A 16,206-nucleotide genomic window follows, 5' to 3' on the forward strand; every position below is an offset into this window, starting at 1 on the left:
AAATATGTCAAGTTTTATAAGAAAAATAACACCAAATGCAAAGGATGATGTATTGGCAGGTGTAACAGTGTCTCTAGCGATGATTCCGGAGGTTGTGGCCTTTGCCTTTGTGGCGCAGATTAGTCCTATTGTAGCACTTTTTGGTGCATTTATAATTGGTATTATCTCTGCATTATTTGGAGGTAGACCTGGTTTAATTTCGGGTGCAGCAGGAGCTGTGGCAGTAATATTTGTACACATGATTCAGGAAGGGCATGCAAAAGGGCTTTTATTTGATGTACCTGTAGAAAATATGGGGTACTTTTATTTGTTAGCAGCAGTGGTTTTAATGGGATTTATTCAAATTCTTGCCGGCGTATTTAAGCTGGGTAAATTTGTACGCTTGATTCCGCATCCTGTAATGTTGGGTTTTGTTAATGGTTTAGCCATTGTAATTTTTATGGCACAATTGGGTATGTTTAAAGAAAATGTAAAAGACGTTTTCGGGCAAAACATGCGTAAAACAGAATCTAAAGAATTGGTTTATAATGTTAACGATAATGCAGTAACCGATTTAATCTCAGGAAGTACACTTTTTACCATTGATGGACAATCTATACGTAATATTAACACTGGTGAAGAAGTGTTTATTATGTCGGATAATCAGGTGTTTGATGTAAACACTAAAAAAGTAGTGTTTAATGTACAAGATAATGGATTTTACGCTGTAAAAGATAATGGTGTTGTTAAATCTACTATGCAGGGTGAAAAGCTGTATATTATGATTGGATTAGTGTTGTTAACCATGTTTATAATATGGGGATTACCAAAACTTACCACAAAAATGCCTGCTGCTTTAACAGCTATTTTAATAGTAACTTTAGTCTCTATATTTGGCGGACTTCATTCTATAAATGTTGGAGATTTTATTCGCGATGGAGGAGGAGCTGGTCTTAATGGTTTTGATGAACTTTCTAGTAAACTTAATGTGCCTGAACTTTGGAGTCATTTACCTTTTAATTTAGATACATTAAAGTTTATTGCGCCTTATGCTTTTTTGGCGGCCTCTGTAGGTTTAATTGAAACGTTAATGACTATGAATCTTGTAGATGAGTTAACAGATTCTCGAGGAGACGGAAATAGAGAATGTGTAGCACAAGGTGCAGGAAATATGTTAAGCGGAATTTTTGGAGGAACAGGTGGTTGTGGAATGATTGGGCAAACTGTTATTAATATTAATGCCGGTGGTCGCGGACGTTTGTCGGGTGTAATGATGGCAGTAACGTTACTTACGTTTATTTTATTTGCAGATAAATATATAGAGCAAGTACCAATCGCAGCTTTAGTGGGAGTAATGTTTATGATGGTAATAGAGACTTTTGCATGGTCTAGTTTACGTATTATAAAAAAGATTCCTGTTTCTGATGCTGTAGTATTAGTAATTGTATCTGTAGTTACCGTGTTTTTCGATTTAGCTATTGCAGTGTTTGTAGGGGTAATTATCTCGGCTTTATCTTTTGCTTGGGAAAATGCGAAAAAGATTCGTGCTAGAAAACGTTTTTCTGAAGATGGAAAAATTAAGACTTACGAAATTTGGGGACCATTATTTTTTGGCTCGATTACAGCATTTAATGAAAAGTTTGATGTTAAAAACGACCCTGATGAAGTGTATATAGATTTTGTCGAGTCTCGTGTAAGTGACCATTCTGCCTTAGAAGCCATAACTAATATTGTTAATAAGTATGAAGCAGAAGGGAAATCTATTAAACTAAAACATTTAAGTGAAGATTGTAAATTATTAATGTATAAAGCCAATCCTAAATTTAAAGATGTTATTATAGAAGATATACACGATCCTAGATATCATTTAGCAGCAAATCCAGAAGAGTTTTCTAAACCGCTTTCTGAATATAAATTTTAAATAAAAAAGGCACCGTTTAGGTGCCTTTTTTTTTACTCTTTAATTCTTACAGTGTCTGGAACTAGAAGTGTATAATCTCCGTTATTTCTAATAACATCTCTAACTATACTAGAGCTTATAAATGAGGTTTTAGATGAGGTTAATAAAAATACGGTTTCAATTTCCGAAAGTTTACGGTTGGTTTGTGCAATGGCTTTTTCAAATTCAAAATCGGCTGGATTTCTAAGTCCACGTAAAATAAATTCGACATCCATTTTTATACAAAAATCAACGGTCAATCCAGAGTATGTTGTAACTATTACTTTAGGTTCGTCTTTAAAGGTATCTTCAATAAATTGAAGGCGTTCTTCTAAAGTAAACATATAGTTTTTATCGGCATTAATTCCGATAGCAATAATAATTTCATCAAACACTTTTACGCCACGTGTAATAATGTCGTAATGGCCTAAGGTTAAAGGGTCAAAAGACCCTGGGAATATTGCACGTTTCATAGTGGGTTTTTATAAGATTTATTAGTAACTAATTTAGTAAATAGTTTAAGGTAAATAAAATTCCTGTTTGTTTTTCCAAGTAGGTACGTGTTTTTTCAGTTAGAACTACCGTAGTTATAAATATTCTGTTAGTTCGTTTGTTTTCGACGACAATTATTAAGATTCTTATTTAAGAATCTTTGTCGGAGTTGAATCTTTAATATAAATAAGAAGGTCGAAAAGATCTGCAGGATTATCACCCATAAATGTAAATTGGTCTATAGTTTCCAAAGCTCCAACATCTCTCTTTACAATATACTTATTGAATAAATTAGTTTTTAGAAAGGGATCCTTAGAAGCGAAATTACTATTAAATAAAACTACAGGGAAATTATATGCATCCATTAAAGCTTCGAGAGAGTTACACTGAGATGGTGTTAAGTAATTATCGGAGTCAAGCGTTCTACTTCTGTTATCGACAGCTGTAAATGTCCCATTTCCTAAAAGAAATCCTAGATTTATATATTTATCATTAAATATATCTTCTAAAAATCCTCCTGTCCAACCTGTCATTTTTTGAACGTGAGAATCATGAGCCCAATAGACCATCTTTTTATTTGGCATTATTTTTTTATCCAAATAAGCAATGTTTACAGCCATTAAACTATCTCGAGTACGACTATACTTTAAACTACCTTCATGCTGTTCTAAATAATACGATTGAGATAATTCCTTTGCTGTCATTAATATATTTTCACTCTGATTAGAATTTTCTAATTCTTCTAATAGTTGCTTCGAAACATTAACCTTATCAGTAATTGCAAGACTATCGCTATTTAATTCGTTTAATAGTGTTGTGAAGTCGTCATTTTCTTTTAAGTTTTCAATTAATAGTTTTAATGCATTTCCCCCTGGTTGAGCATCGATACCTACAATTGAAATTTTATCAACGGAGTTTTTATTATAATCTTTCAGCCAGATAATAAACTCTTCAAATTCAGGGGTAAAATAACACCAAAACCTCAAATCTTTAATGACTTCTTTTAGATCTCCTGTTTTATTTTGTATGTAAGTGTTTAAATTGAAGGAGTTTGAGTAATAGTTTTCTAAGGCAATTGTGTTTACGCCATTATTTTTTATTAAAGATTTAATTGTTTCTATTTTGTAATTATAGATTTCTTTAGTGCCGTGTGTTGCTTCTCCTATTCCTATAATATGTGCTTCAGGTTTTATAGAATCAACATAATTTGAAATTTGTTTACCTTGTTTATTTGTTATGGGAGATACAAACGGTTGTAATGCTTTTTTTATTTCTTCAGTTTCTTCCTGATCTTTAAAAAAGACAATATCTTGGACTTTTTCTCCATCTATAATTAAACTGAAATCGTCAAACCAAGCACAACCTTGTCCTTGCATTAAGCCACTTAAAACAATTATATTAACATCATCTTCTATGCTAGTAGTAAGTGAAATTTTCGTCCAATCCTCACTTCCTTTCAGTATATTTTTGCTAAACTCAAAAACCAATGCGTTACCACTACTTCTTGTGTCTTTATACCCCATTAATCTAAGTATAGCACCACTATTATCACCAACCAAAGAATCTGTTTTTACCCATACAGATAATTCTAATTCTGATTCTTTTTGTATTTTAAGAGGAATTATTAATGACAGGTTAGCGAATGTAGTCGCGCTTTTATTTAAACCTTTAATGCGTACACTTCTTTTACCATCTTTAAATTCTGATAAATCAAAACTCATTAGATAATCTTTATCTGTCAGAAACATTAAATTTGGATCTGAATCTTCTAAACTATCACCCTCTAGATTAAACAAATCTGAGTTGAACATGGGTTCGCAGATATTAGTTTGATTTTTTTGACTGTAAATTAAATTTGAAAATAAAAGTAATGTGATTATCAGTTTATTTTTCATAGATATTGTAACTAGATGTCGATCAGTTAACTGAAACTTGAAGTTTTAATCATTATCTCAAAGCCTCTTCAATTGCACTTTCAAATAATTCGGATAGCGAAATTCCTGCTACAGCTGCTTGTTGTGGTAAAATACTTGCTTCAGTCATTCCTGGAACAGTATTAATTTCTAGCAGATGAGGTTCGTTATCTTTAAATATAAATTCGCTTCTAGAATATCCTTTCATTTTTAAAACTTCGTATACTTTTTTAGCTAGAGTATTTACCTTTTCTTCTTGCTCTGAAGTTAATCGTGCAGGCGTAATTTCTTGAGATTGCCCTAAATATTTAGCTTTATAATCAAAAAAATCATTTTCACTTACTATTTCAGTGATGGGAAGAACTTTAGTTTCTCCTTTATAAGTTATTACACCTACAGAAACCTCTATGCCGTCTAAAAACGATTCTATAATAATCTCATCGTCTTCCTTAAAAGCAATGTCTATAGAAGCCTTTAAATCTTCTTTTTTATATGCTTTTGTTACCCCAAAACTACTTCCTGCTTTATTAGCTTTAACAAAACAGGGTAAGCCAACCTTTTCTATAATTGCATCTTCATTAATAGTATCGCCTAAATTTAAATAGTAAGACTCTGCGGTTTGTATGCCATAAGGTTTTAAAATGCTTAAGCAATCACGTTTATTATAAGTTACGGCAGCTTGGTACATATCGCAGCTTGTTTGTGGTAAACTTAAGAGTTTAAAATACCCTTGTAATTGTCCGTCTTCGCCAGGTGCACCATGAATGGCATTAAAAACACAATCGAATAAGATTTTTTTACCATCAATTGTTACCGAAAAGTCATTTTTATCGATAGGAAATTCTTCATTAGTGTCATTCACATAAACCCATTTGTCTTTAAAAATATGGATTTTATATGCATTGTATTTAGAGGTGTCAAGTGATTGGTATATAACGTTTCCACTGGTTAGTGAGATTTCGAATTCACTAGTGTAACCACCCATAATGATCGCAATATTTTTTTTCATAATAGTAACAATTAAAGGAAATAATCGTTTAGCTAAAATATCATTTATTAATCAAAAGTAAAAACAGAACGGTTTTTATATCTTTGCCTTTCAAATTCTGTAACATGAGCTTTATAAAATTCCTTACTAGTAAAACATTTTTTCTTAATTTACTGTTAGCCGTAGTGGCTATTTTTGTATTAAGTTATCTAACTTTAAGATGGTTGGACAGTACAACCAAACATGGTGAGTTTGAAACTGTTCCTGATTTAACAGGAACTTCCATAAGCATAGCAAAAGCAGAGTTAGAAAAAAATAATTTAGTCATGCAAATTCAGGATTCTGCAAATTATAATCCAGACTATCCTAAATTTTCGGTTATAGAGCAAGACCCAAAACCTGGATTTAAAGTCAAAGAAAATAGAAAAATATACATAACACTTAATCCTTCTGGGTATAGAAAAGTGTTAGTGCCAGAATTAATAGACCGTACATTTAGACAAGCCAAGCCTACTTTAGAAGCTTTGGGCTTTCAGGTAGGTACTATTAGATATGAAGACAATATCGCAAAAGATATGGTTTTAGAAGTGTCGCATAATGGCGAAAAAATAAAACAAGGCGATATGCTACCTAAAACATCTAAAATAGATTTAGTATTAGGGAACGGTAATAGACCAGAATAAATTATGAGTGATTACACACCACAAAACGAAGAGGCAGAAGACGAGCTTTATGAGCATTATGCTTTTACAGCAGAGAAAGGGCAATCGCCACTTCGTATAGATAAATATTTAATGAATTTTGTAGAAAATGCAACACGAAGTAAAATTCAAGCTGCAGCAAAATCGGGTAATATTTTTGTTAATGGCGTTCCAGTAAAATCTAATTACAAGGTTAAAGGAAACGATGTTATAAAGGTGCTTTTTGCACATCCACCCTACGAGAATCTTCTTGTAGGTGAAAACATTCCGATAGATATTGTTTACGAAGACGACGATTTATTGGTGGTAAATAAACCTGCAGGAATGGTTGTGCATCCTGGTCACGGAAATTATTCAGGAACTTTAATAAATGCCTTAATTTATCATTTTGATAATTTACCTGAAAATTCTTCTGGTCGTCCAGGTCTGGTTCACAGAATAGATAAAGATACTAGCGGTTTGTTGGTTGTAGCCAAAACGGAAGAAGCTATGGCACAATTATCTTTACAATTTGCAGAAAAAACGTCAGAACGTGAGTATGTCGCTATTGTCTGGGGAAATGTAGAAGACGAAGAAGGCACCGTAGAAGGCAATATTGGGCGTCACCCTAAAAACAGACTTCAAAATACTGTGTTTTTTGGAGACGATGAAGATAAAGGAAAACCTGCTGTAACACATTACAAAGTAATTGAACGTTTAGGGTATGTAACTTTGGTGTCTTGTAAATTAGAAACCGGACGCACACATCAAATTCGTGTGCATATGAAGCATATTGGGCATACTTTATTTAATGATGAACGTTATGGTGGAGAGAAGATTTTAAAGGGCACTACTTTTACTAAATACAAACAGTTTGTAGATAATTGCTTTAAAATTTTACCACGACAAGCGCTACATGCTAAAACGCTTGGTTTTGAGCATCCTCGCACCAAAGAATTCATGCGTTTTAATACAGATATTCCAGAAGATATGCAATTGTGCATTGAAAAATGGAGGCAATATGTAAAACATCAAGAGTTAGGTGAAGCATAAATATTTGTTATGCAACTATAAAAAGTAACAGTCTATACCTATATATATTTGTCCTTTTCAATTGTAAATTTGTGTGATTTTAATACTGAAATCAATATAGAAGTTAAATTGATATAATCCTACATATATGAAATTAGTAATATCCCCAGCAAAGTCTCTAGATTTAGAAAGTAAATTACCAACAGAAGCTTATACCGAAGCTCAATTTTTAAAACAAGCAGAGCGTCTAAATAAGGTGGTGAAAAAGAAATCTGCTAAGCAGTTGTCTGAATTAATGAAAATTTCGGATGCATTAGGGCAACTAAATTATCAGAGAAATCAAGAGTGGGAATTACCTTTTACTACAGATAATGCTAGACAAGCCATTTATGCATTTAATGGAGATGTGTACCGTGGACTGGATGCATATACTATTTCTGAAGATAAACTCGAGAAATTACAAAGTACGGTAAGAATTTTATCTGGATTATATGGTGTGTTAAAGCCTTTAGATTTAATTCAGGCTTATCGTCTAGAAATGGGTACTAAATTACCTGTAGGCACAGATAAAAATTTGTATGAGTTTTGGAAAAAAACAATAACAAATGCTCTTAATGAAGATTTAGAAGATGGCGAATTATTTTTAAATTTAGCTAGTAATGAGTATTTTAAAGCTGTAGATGTTAAAGCATTAAAAGTTCCCGTTATTACAGCAACTTTTAAGAATTTTAAAAATGGCGAATACAAGATGATTGCAACTTACGCAAAATTAGCTAGAGGCTTAATGGCGCGATATGTTGTAGATACTGATGCTAATAGTGTTGAAGATTTAAAAGGATTTAACTACGAAAAGTATAGATACGATGAGCAATTATCAACAAAAACAGAGTTGGTCTTTACAAGATAATAAACGGTCTGAGGCAGAACGTGAAGCGTTTAAACCTACAGGTAAAACCTCTAGAAAGCTATCTAAATTGTATGTTATTGTAGCTGTATTAATAACTTATTTAACCAGTTTAACATTAACCGTAGGATCCAAAAAAACCTTAGAAACCTGTCTGACCTCAGAGTTTTGTTTCAATTCTAAAGACAACGTTTTTCTTTATGCGTTGTATGTGTTTAGTACAATAGCAATTATTGGGGGTGTTATTTTTGTGGCTTATAAATTTGGAAAGCGTTTTGGTAATGCTATAAAACAGTAATTAACGTTTTATTGTTTGGTCTTTATCGATGTCTATTTTAATTTCTGGACGAACTTTTTTCTTAATACGCGGACGTTTAACACCATAAGATCCTCTGTTTATTTTTCCGCGTTTAGTTTTTTTATCTCCTTTTCCCATAGTTTTTCTTTTAAAATACTATTTTTAAAGTAAACCCCAAAATAAATGTTCAAGCACAAGCATCCATACCCTCCATTTATCCCTGAAAACACCACTAAACTAATTGTAGGCACCTTACCGCCTCCAAGGTTTTCTGTTGGGCAATTTAAACCTGGAGATGTTAATTTTTGCTATGGTAGTATTAATGGGCTTTTATGGCCTATTTTAAATACAATATTCGATTTAAATCTAAAATTTGAAACTACTGAAGAGGCAATACTTCAGCGTAAAAACTTTTTAAAATCTAGACATATCGGAATTTGTGATATTGTTGAAAGTGCAGAACGCGAAAAAATTGATGCCTCAGATCTTGGTATGCAAAATGTGGAGTTAAGAAATTTACTAAAATATTTAAAACAGCATCCTAAAATAGATACTTTACTCTTTACTGGTGGTAATAGTAAAAATGGACCAGAATATTTTTTTAGAAAGCATTTAAAAGCTAATAATTTGGCTTTAAAATTGAAGTGTAAAGATGTGCCAAAACTTCATACTTTTGAGTTTGAAGGACGCCTTATAAAAACAGTCTCTTTAACAGCGCCATCGGGCGCTGCTAATAGAGCTGTTGGCAGTATGACACAGTATAAACACATAAAACAGACTAATTCAAAGTTTACTACTTTTGATTTTCGTGTCATGCAGTACCGCCATTTTTTTTAAACTAATTATTAATAATAAAACGTTTAAATGTCGTCTCATTATTGGAATTACTCGCTTTTAAAATATAAGTACCTGCAGCAAAACTAGACACATTAATAGTAGTCTCGAGCCCTACTTGTAAGGGTTGAGATAATATTTTTTGACCTTGTATGTTATAAACTTCTATACGACTTAATTGTTGTTTTGTATCTAAAATATGAAGTTCTTTTTGAGCAGGATTTGGGAATACTTTTAAGGTTTTGGTAAGTGAATTTTCGGAAACCGAAAGTCTATCTTCGGTGCCATAAATACGCACTTCGGTTATACTTGTCCAAGCACTATTTTCGTTTCCATAACCTATAATTTGAACATAACGCGCAGTTGTGGCATTTAGAATAAAATTCTCGTATTCATCGGTAGTTCCTGAACTTTCTAATCGGTTTGTTAATGTGGTAAATTCGGTTCCGTTTTCGGAAACAGCTATTTCAAAATACGTTTTACGAGAGGTTCCGTTATGAAATGCAATTTTTAATAAGCTTACTGTATTAATTTCGCCTAAGTCGTAAGTAATTGTTTGGCCATCACCTTCTGCAGACCAGCGAGTGTCAAAATCGTCATCGAGTGTGTTTTCAGGACCGTTAGAATCTTGAGCAGCACTAGCAAAAACGGTATCAGGGTCTAATAAATCTAATCCGTCTGACGGGTCTTTCCCCATTTGGGTAATGGTTATTGTTCTAGTTAGTGTACTGCTTGCAATGGTAAGCGTTCCAGTACGTTCTTCAGTAGTAGTATTTTCAGAAACCATAATTTCTATAGTTTCATTATTTTCTCCGTTTGTAGGTGATGCAGAAATCCAATCTTGGTCAACAGAAACGTCCCAAGCCATATTAGACGTAACTGCAGTTTCTTGAGTACCTGCTTCGGCAGTAAAAATATCTATAGCTGCAATAGATAACTGATCTACTTCTTCAAGTTCTCCTTCATCAGAATATGGGCCAACATCTTCTGGTTCGAGTGGTGCATAACGCACACTTTCTGTGCTAAAATGATCGGCGCCGGCATTACTTTCTGTAGGTCTATTTTGACCTTCAATATCTTCATTAACCATCACAGAAGTTGTCCCAGAAGTAAATAAAGGAGATGCGGCTGTGCTTTTCCAAACGCCATTAGTAAATTCTAAATTGGGATTCTCAACTGTAACTTCGTTATTATTAAAAGTAGAATTGTCACTAATTAAAATAGCATCACCTTCAGGGTACATTAGGTTGTTTGACCATGAGACTCCGTCGCCTTGATCATTTCCATCTACATAGTTTACTAAGCTATTTGTTTTCCCGATTACTAGATTGTTAGCAAACATTACATCTTTAACTTTTTTGCTGTAATTTCCGTTATTATCAAAACCAATTTCAATACCATAAGTATTATTTACTAGCGTATTATAAGCAATAGTGACGCGTTCTGCCCTAAAGTGTTTACTTAAACTGCTACTTTCCCCATCAATGGCATCACCTTGAGTAATTGTAATTGGGGCATCCCAGCGTGTGCCTTCCAGGTTTTCAAAATAATTATTTATTATAATATGGTCTGTACCATACACTCTAATGCCTCCGGTGTACAGTGTGGATCCTGTGTTAGATGTGCCAATCTCTTTATCGTCACCAAAGAAATAGTTCCCTTCTATTCGGTTTCTGTTACCATGTCTTAGCGATAATGTTCCGTAGCTTTTTCTAAATGTATTATGTCTTACCACATTGTCACAACTTTTTACTGAGACTATTTCTGGATCGCCATCACAATCTTCAAATAAGTTGAATTCTACTGTGGTATAACCGCTAGATTTAGACATTTCGCTCCAGCCAATTCTAATAGATTCTTGTTCGTTTTCTGCTCGAGGTCCGTTATTTTTAAAATAGTTATGATCTATTCTATCGTAAGTAGATTGTCGGAAATCTGAGTCGCCATCATTAGTGCCGTCAATAGTTATGTAGTGTCCAGGCGTAGTTTTGTTCTGGAAGGTGTTATGGTCTATTCTGTTGTTGTGACTGGTGTATTGAAAGGTGTGGTCGTCCCATATGCCGCCTATGTATACCCATTTAATAGACTCTTCTGTTTTTAGTTCAAATACATTTCGTGTAATGCGTATGTTGTTAGAACCTTCCAATTTTACTAGTGAGTTATCACCTTCACAATCAAAGATAAATCCTTGTAAAGTAATGTAAGACGATTTTTTAAAAACAAAGTGCGATTCACCTGTTAAAGTTACGCCTCCAACAGTCTCCGCTTGTATTACAATAGGCGATCCAGAATTTCCATGTTTTTCAGAGATACTTAACTCGAAATCGTTATACGTTCCGTTTTTAATAATAAATACATCTCCTGCAGTTACATTGTCTAATAGATCTTCAAGTTCATCTAGATCTTCAATATAAGTTTGTGCAGAAACACAAAAAGCAAATAATGATAGCATTAAAAATAGAAGGTGCTGTTTGTTAAGTCCATAATTTATGGACCGAAGTAATGAGTAGTTGTTTGTCATGATTTAGTAGTTTTTATCTGGGTTACCAGATTGGTTAACCAAATTTAATTAAATTTATTATTATGAACAATAAATTGTGTTTAAATAATTGTGATATTCTTATTAAAAAAGCTAAATAATTAGTAAAATACAATTTTGATAAAATACTTTATAGATAAGTAAAAACTAAAGGTCACTAAGGTAAATACCATAAATTAGAGAGATATTTTTATGAGTCAATACTTCTTTAATACACTTCAAATCATTAAATTTGCGTTTCTTAAAATTTGATGAAAGTTTATGTTTAATAATTTAAGTGAGAAGTTAGATAAAGCGTTACACGTTCTTAAGGGACATGGAAGTATAACAGAAGTTAATGTTGCAGAAACCTTAAAAGAAGTACGTCGTGCTTTATTAGATGCCGATGTTAACTTTAAAATTGCTAAAGATTTTACAAATAGAGTAAAAGATAAAGCATTAGGGCAAGATGTATTAACTACATTACAGCCTGGACAATTAATGGTTAAAATTGTTAAAGACGAATTAACCGCATTAATGGGAGGTGATGCCGAAGGGATTAACTTATCTGGGACACCAAGTGTTATTTTAATGTCAGGGTTACAAGGTTCTGGTAAGACAACATTTTCAGGTAAATTAGCAAACTATCTTAAAACAAAAAAAACAAAGAAACCTTTATTAGTTGCTTGTGATGTATACCGTCCAGCCGCTATAGATCAATTACATGTTGTTGGAGAACAAATTAATGTGGAGGTTTTTAGTGATAAAGGAAATAGCAACCCTGTTGCCATTGCTGAAGCTGGTATTGCTCATGCAAAAGCAAACGGACATAATGTGGTTATTATAGATACCGCAGGTCGTTTAGCTGTAGATGAAGCCATGATGACTGAAATTTCAGAAATACATAAAGCCATACAACCTCAAGAAACCTTATTTGTTGTAGACTCTATGACAGGTCAAGATGCTGTTAATACAGCAAAGGCCTTTAATGATGTTTTAAATTTTGATGGTGTTATCTTAACGAAATTAGATGGTGATACACGTGGTGGTGCAGCAATATCAATTAAATCTGTAGTAAATAAGCCAATTAAATTTATTGGTACAGGAGAGAAGATGGAAGCGATAGATGTGTTCTATCCATCTCGTATGGCAGATCGTATTTTAGGTATGGGAGATGTGGTGTCTCTTGTAGAGCGTGCGCAAGAGCAGTTTGATGAAGAAGAAGCCAGAAAATTACAAAAGAAGATTGCTAAAAATCAATTTGGTTTTGATGATTTCTTAAAGCAAATTCAGCAAATCAAGAAAATGGGGAATATGAAAGACCTTATTGGAATGATTCCTGGAGCAGGAAAAATGATGAAAGATATTGATATTGATGATGATGCTTTTAAACATATTGAAGCTATTATTCATTCTATGACGCCTTTAGAGCGTACCAATCCATCAGTAATAAATGCTAGTAGAAAAAAACGTATTGGTAAAGGGTCTGGAACATCTGTACAGCAAGTCAATCAATTGTTAAAGCAATTTGATCAGATGAGTAAAATGATGAAAATGATGCAAGGCGGTGGCGGAAAACGTATGATGCAAGCCATGAAAAATATGCGTTAAGATTTAAAATCTAATTAATAAATAATATACCCTATTACATGACAATTTTAGACGGAAAAAAGGTTAGTAACGATATTAAAGACGAAATCACCGAGCAAGTAAAAAAAATGAAAGCTAAAGGTGAAAAAGTACCACATTTAGCAGCTATTATTGTTGGAAACGATGGTGCAAGTTTAACGTATGTAGGAAGCAAAGTAAGAGCTTGCGAACGAGTTGGTTTTGAGTCTACTTTAGTTAAAATGTCTAGTACAACTAGTGAGGTAGAATTATTAGATAAAATTCATGAACTTAATGAGAATCCAGAAATAGACGGATATATTGTGCAATTGCCATTACCAGACCAAATAGACACTCAAAAAGTGCTTTTGGCTGTTAATCCAGATAAAGATGTAGACGGTTTTCATCCTGCAAATTTTGGAAAAATGGCTTTAGATATGACTACGTTTATTCCAGCTACACCTTTTGGTATATTGGAGTTATTAGAGCGTTACGGGGTAGAAACTAGTGGTAAACATACTGTAGTTATTGGTCGTTCTCATATTGTAGGTCGCCCAATGAGTATCTTAATGGGAAGAAAAGGTTTTCCAGGAAACTCCACCGTTACATTAACACATAGTCATACTAAAAACATTACGCAAATTACATCTCAAGCAGATATTATAATTTCTGCATTAGGAGTTCCTAATTTCCTTAAAGCAGAAATGGTTAAGGATGATGTTGTAATTATTGATGTAGGAATTACACGTGTTGCAGACGATTCTACCGAAAAAGGATACAGAATTACGGGAGATGTAGATTTTGTTAATGTAAGTAAAAAAGCAAGTTTTATTACGCCTGTTCCAGGAGGCGTTGGACCTATGACTATTGCAATGTTATTGAAAAACACATTGTTAGCTTGTGAGAGACACAGAAAAAGAGCTTAATAAGTTATAATCTTTATTTATTTAAATAAGCATAATTACATACGTAATTATGCTTATTTTTTTTGTGTTAACTGTTACTGCTTTGTTTTTTTATTAGCTTTATAGTGACACCTAGTATTCCGTTAAGCTTTTCGTCTAGATGGTCGTGCTGGAGAATACGTTTTAGTAGATTCTCCTATTAATTGTTGTAGTTCTTTCATTTCCTCTCTAGTGATTTCACGATATTCGCCTATTGGCATATCTAACTTAATATTCATAATTCGAACACGCTTTAGAGTTTGAACTTCATAAGTTAAATATTCACACATTCTACGAATTTGCCTGTTTAAACCTTGGGTAAGTATAATTTTAAATTCGTAAGTTCCTAATTTTTCAACTTTACACTTTTTAGTAACCTGATCTAAAATAGGGATACCATTAGACATACGCTCAATAAAAGTTTGTGAAATGGGTTTGTCTACTGTAACAATATATTCTTTTTCGTGATTATTACTAGCGCGTAATATTTTATTTACAATGTCACCATCGTCGGTAAGTAAAATTAAACCTTCGCTTGGTTTATCTAATCGCCCGATAGGAAAAATACGTTTTGGATAATTAATAAACTCAATAATATTATCTTTTTCAACACGTGTGTCTGTAGTACAAACTATACCAACAGGTTTGTTAAAAGCGATATAAACAAATTCTTCTTTGGTATTGCCAATAGGCTTGCCATCTACAGCTACAATATCATTACTTCCTACTTTAGTTCCCATTTCAGGAACCACACCATTAATAGTAACACGTCCAGCATCTATAAGTTTATCTGCAGCACGTCTAGAGCAGTAACCTGCTTCGCTTAAATATTTGTTTATTCGTTTTAATTCCGTTTCCATGTTGCAAAGATACGATAAGTTTAGGCTTCTAAAAAGTTGTATATATGTTCTCTAACAGAAGGATCATTTAAGGAGTGACCTAAACCTTCAGTTGTAATCAATGTGCTATTTTTATACTCTTTGTTAATAAGTAAAGCATCATTATATGGAATAATAGTATCTGCTTTATCATGTATAATTAAACCTTTAGTGTCTACTGTACGTATAAGTTTAGCTGAGGAAAATGCTTTTGGAACGACTCCAAAACGTTTAAGAATAGTCTGTTCTAATTGCTGTGTTATGCGGTTGTTGTACCCCAACATATTTACATATCTGCTAATAATATCTTTAAATTCTGAAGGAGCGCCAAGTAATATTAATTTATCTAAATCAGGAAGTTGATATTTATTGAGAAATGCACTAGTTGCCATGCCTCCAACTGAATGAGCAATAATTATGCTAGGTTTAAAACGTTTTGCAACTACATTAATATATTCTGCGTACAAGAGAGCGTTAAATGTTTTGCTACCAGATCTGCCATGGGCTGGAGCATCAAGAGCGACTACTGTATGTCCTTTTTTTATTAACTCTGTAACAAGAGGTCTCCATCTGTAAGAGTTGCTTTCCCAACCATGAGCTAATAAAATGGTGTCTTTGGTTCCTAACCAACGGTAGGTCATGATAGGTTGGTTGTTGTAAATAAGCTCTTCATTAAAAGCTGTGTCTAAAAAATCAATTTGATGTTTTAAGACACGACCTTTTCTTGGTTTGATAAAGAGGTTTAATGCCTTGTTTGCTGCGTATGGCTTAGAAAGATAACTTAAAATGTTAATGTAGCTACCAACCGATTTTACAATTAAAGTTTTCATAAATCCGCTTCTCTATTTACCTGATCTAGGGAAAAAGCAGGTGTGCAAATAGCGATGTACTCGCAAGGATTTTCAAAGGGATTTGAATATTGAACTCGAGTGTTTTTTTCTATTTTAATAGACTCTCCAGCTTTTAAAACCACAATTTCATTGTCTATAATAAATTGTTTTTTGCCTTTAATTATAAAAGTAAACTCATTAAATTCTGGGGTTTGGAAAGGTTCTTTCCATCCCGGAGGCGCTGTCATATGTGCTATGCTTATGTTAGAATCTCCAGTTGTAGCATTACCAAAATGTTCTTTTATAATTTTACCATCTGTTGTGGGTACTATAAATGGATTTTTTATAACTGTATACTTTTTCATGCGC

16 protein-coding genes are annotated in these 16,206 nt (G+C 33.0%); 8 read left to right on the forward strand and 8 right to left on the reverse strand.

Going from position 1 to position 16,206, the window contains the following annotated elements:
• Positions 1-4: 4 nt before the first annotated feature.
• On the forward strand, positions 5-1,900 hold the full coding sequence (locus FNB79_RS07590; protein ID WP_143380737.1) for a SulP family inorganic anion transporter: 1,896 nt from the start codon (positions 5-7) through the stop codon (positions 1,898-1,900).
• Between the two features lie 32 nt (positions 1,901-1,932).
• Here FNB79_RS07590 and coaD read toward each other — a convergent pair whose 3' ends face one another.
• The 3 genes from coaD to FNB79_RS07605 form a co-directional block, all read right to left on the reverse strand.
• Positions 1,933-2,391: a pantetheine-phosphate adenylyltransferase gene (gene coaD, locus FNB79_RS07595; protein WP_143380738.1), complete on the reverse strand. Its 459-nt coding sequence runs from the start codon at positions 2,389-2,391 to the stop codon at positions 1,933-1,935.
• A 165-nt stretch (positions 2,392-2,556) separates the two neighbouring features.
• Positions 2,557-4,221 carry an erythromycin esterase family protein gene (locus FNB79_RS07600; protein WP_221932593.1) on the reverse strand — a complete coding sequence of 555 codons (1,665 nt, stop codon included), beginning with the start codon at positions 4,219-4,221 and terminating at the stop codon, positions 2,557-2,559.
• 136 nt (positions 4,222-4,357) lie between these two features.
• Positions 4,358-5,332 (reverse strand): D-alanine--D-alanine ligase, encoded by a 975-nt coding sequence (locus FNB79_RS07605; RefSeq protein WP_143380740.1) that lies wholly within the window; start codon positions 5,330-5,332, stop codon positions 4,358-4,360.
• A 104-nt stretch (positions 5,333-5,436) separates the two neighbouring features.
• Here FNB79_RS07605 and FNB79_RS07610 point away from each other — a divergent pair, with 104 nt between their 5' ends.
• The 4 genes from FNB79_RS07610 (at position 5,437) to FNB79_RS07625 (ending at position 8,225) form a co-directional block, all read left to right on the forward strand.
• Positions 5,437-5,994, forward strand: a complete 558-nt coding sequence (locus FNB79_RS07610; protein ID WP_143380741.1) for a PASTA domain-containing protein — start codon at positions 5,437-5,439, stop codon at positions 5,992-5,994.
• A gap of 3 nt (positions 5,995-5,997) precedes the next feature.
• Positions 5,998-7,044 (forward strand): RluA family pseudouridine synthase, encoded by a 1,047-nt coding sequence (locus tag FNB79_RS07615; RefSeq protein WP_143380742.1) that lies wholly within the window; start codon positions 5,998-6,000, stop codon positions 7,042-7,044.
• Positions 7,045-7,171: 127 nt separating this feature from the next.
• On the forward strand, positions 7,172-7,930 hold the full coding sequence (gene yaaA / locus FNB79_RS07620; RefSeq protein WP_143380743.1) for a peroxide stress protein YaaA: 759 nt from the start codon (positions 7,172-7,174) through the stop codon (positions 7,928-7,930).
• Positions 7,887-8,225 (forward strand): hypothetical protein, encoded by a 339-nt coding sequence (locus FNB79_RS07625; RefSeq protein WP_143380744.1) that lies wholly within the window; start codon positions 7,887-7,889, stop codon positions 8,223-8,225. Before yaaA ends, FNB79_RS07625 begins: the two co-directional genes overlap by 44 nt.
• Here the strand turns inward: FNB79_RS07625 and FNB79_RS07630 are convergent, their stop codons facing one another.
• Positions 8,226-8,363: a 30S ribosomal protein THX gene (locus FNB79_RS07630; RefSeq protein WP_143380745.1), complete on the reverse strand. Its 138-nt coding sequence runs from the start codon at positions 8,361-8,363 to the stop codon at positions 8,226-8,228.
• Between the two features lie 45 nt (positions 8,364-8,408).
• Between FNB79_RS07630 and FNB79_RS07635 the strand changes: the two genes are divergently transcribed.
• Positions 8,409-9,062 carry a uracil-DNA glycosylase family protein gene (locus tag FNB79_RS07635; protein ID WP_143380746.1) on the forward strand — a complete coding sequence of 218 codons (654 nt, stop codon included), beginning with the start codon at positions 8,409-8,411 and terminating at the stop codon, positions 9,060-9,062.
• Between the two features lies 1 nt (position 9,063).
• On the opposite strand, the gene FNB79_RS07640 is transcribed toward FNB79_RS07635, so the two are convergent.
• The gene (locus FNB79_RS07640) at positions 9,064-11,580 is read right to left on the reverse strand and encodes a chondroitinase-B domain-containing protein (RefSeq protein ID WP_143380747.1); all 2,517 of its coding nucleotides are present in this window, start codon (positions 11,578-11,580) and stop codon (positions 9,064-9,066) included.
• 279 nt (positions 11,581-11,859) lie between these two features.
• Here FNB79_RS07640 and ffh point away from each other — a divergent pair, with 279 nt between their 5' ends.
• Positions 11,860-13,188, forward strand: coding sequence for a signal recognition particle protein (gene ffh / locus FNB79_RS07645; RefSeq protein WP_143380748.1), 1,329 nt, complete (start codon positions 11,860-11,862; stop codon positions 13,186-13,188).
• 38 nt (positions 13,189-13,226) lie between these two features.
• Entirely contained in the window at positions 13,227-14,111 is an 885-nt protein-coding gene (locus FNB79_RS07650) for a bifunctional 5,10-methylenetetrahydrofolate dehydrogenase/5,10-methenyltetrahydrofolate cyclohydrolase (RefSeq protein ID WP_143380749.1), read from the forward strand.
• 122 nt (positions 14,112-14,233) lie between these two features.
• Here FNB79_RS07650 and rluF read toward each other — a convergent pair whose 3' ends face one another.
• The 3 genes from rluF to FNB79_RS07665 are packed head-to-tail and all read right to left on the reverse strand — an operon-like array spanning position 14,234 to position 16,202.
• On the reverse strand, positions 14,234-14,989 hold the full coding sequence (gene rluF / locus FNB79_RS07655) for a 23S rRNA pseudouridine(2604) synthase RluF (RefSeq protein WP_143380750.1): 756 nt from the start codon (positions 14,987-14,989) through the stop codon (positions 14,234-14,236).
• Between the two features lie 20 nt (positions 14,990-15,009).
• A complete protein-coding gene (locus FNB79_RS07660) occupies positions 15,010-15,837 on the reverse strand; it encodes an alpha/beta hydrolase (RefSeq protein ID WP_143380751.1) in 828 nt (275 codons plus the stop codon).
• Positions 15,834-16,202, reverse strand: coding sequence for a cupin domain-containing protein (locus FNB79_RS07665; protein ID WP_143380752.1), 369 nt, complete (start codon positions 16,200-16,202; stop codon positions 15,834-15,836). Before FNB79_RS07665 ends, FNB79_RS07660 begins: the two co-directional genes overlap by 4 nt.
• Between the last annotated feature and the right edge of the window lie 4 nt (positions 16,203-16,206).

Source organism: Formosa sediminum (assembly GCF_007197735.1).
In the GTDB taxonomy this organism is placed as follows: domain Bacteria; phylum Bacteroidota; class Bacteroidia; order Flavobacteriales; family Flavobacteriaceae; genus Formosa; species Formosa sediminum.

What these genes read in the sequence shown, in the direction of transcription:
- FNB79_RS07590 (WP_143380737.1), top strand. Translation starts at nt 5, where the DNA reads ATGTCAAGTTTTATAAGAAAAATAACACCAAATGCAAAGGATGATGTA.
- coaD (WP_143380738.1), bottom strand. Translation starts at nt 2,391, where the DNA reads ATGAAACGTGCAATATTCCCAGGGTCTTTTGACCCTTTAACCTTAGGC.
- FNB79_RS07600 (WP_221932593.1), bottom strand. Translation starts at nt 4,221, where the DNA reads ATGTTCAACTCAGATTTGTTTAATCTAGAGGGTGATAGTTTAGAAGAT.
- FNB79_RS07605 (WP_143380740.1), bottom strand. Translation starts at nt 5,332, where the DNA reads ATGAAAAAAAATATTGCGATCATTATGGGTGGTTACACTAGTGAATTC.
- FNB79_RS07610 (WP_143380741.1), top strand. Translation starts at nt 5,437, where the DNA reads ATGAGCTTTATAAAATTCCTTACTAGTAAAACATTTTTTCTTAATTTA.
- FNB79_RS07615 (WP_143380742.1), top strand. Translation starts at nt 5,998, where the DNA reads ATGAGTGATTACACACCACAAAACGAAGAGGCAGAAGACGAGCTTTAT.
- yaaA (WP_143380743.1), top strand. Translation starts at nt 7,172, where the DNA reads ATGAAATTAGTAATATCCCCAGCAAAGTCTCTAGATTTAGAAAGTAAA.
- FNB79_RS07625 (WP_143380744.1), top strand. Translation starts at nt 7,887, where the DNA reads ATGAGCAATTATCAACAAAAACAGAGTTGGTCTTTACAAGATAATAAA.
- FNB79_RS07630 (WP_143380745.1), bottom strand. Translation starts at nt 8,363, where the DNA reads ATGGGAAAAGGAGATAAAAAAACTAAACGCGGAAAAATAAACAGAGGA.
- FNB79_RS07635 (WP_143380746.1), top strand. Translation starts at nt 8,409, where the DNA reads ATGTTCAAGCACAAGCATCCATACCCTCCATTTATCCCTGAAAACACC.
- FNB79_RS07640 (WP_143380747.1), bottom strand. Translation starts at nt 11,580, where the DNA reads ATGACAAACAACTACTCATTACTTCGGTCCATAAATTATGGACTTAAC.
- ffh (WP_143380748.1), top strand. Translation starts at nt 11,860, where the DNA reads ATGTTTAATAATTTAAGTGAGAAGTTAGATAAAGCGTTACACGTTCTT.
- FNB79_RS07650 (WP_143380749.1), top strand. Translation starts at nt 13,227, where the DNA reads ATGACAATTTTAGACGGAAAAAAGGTTAGTAACGATATTAAAGACGAA.
- rluF (WP_143380750.1), bottom strand. Translation starts at nt 14,989, where the DNA reads ATGGAAACGGAATTAAAACGAATAAACAAATATTTAAGCGAAGCAGGT.
- FNB79_RS07660 (WP_143380751.1), bottom strand. Translation starts at nt 15,837, where the DNA reads ATGAAAACTTTAATTGTAAAATCGGTTGGTAGCTACATTAACATTTTA.
- FNB79_RS07665 (WP_143380752.1), bottom strand. Translation starts at nt 16,202, where the DNA reads ATGAAAAAGTATACAGTTATAAAAAATCCATTTATAGTACCCACAACA.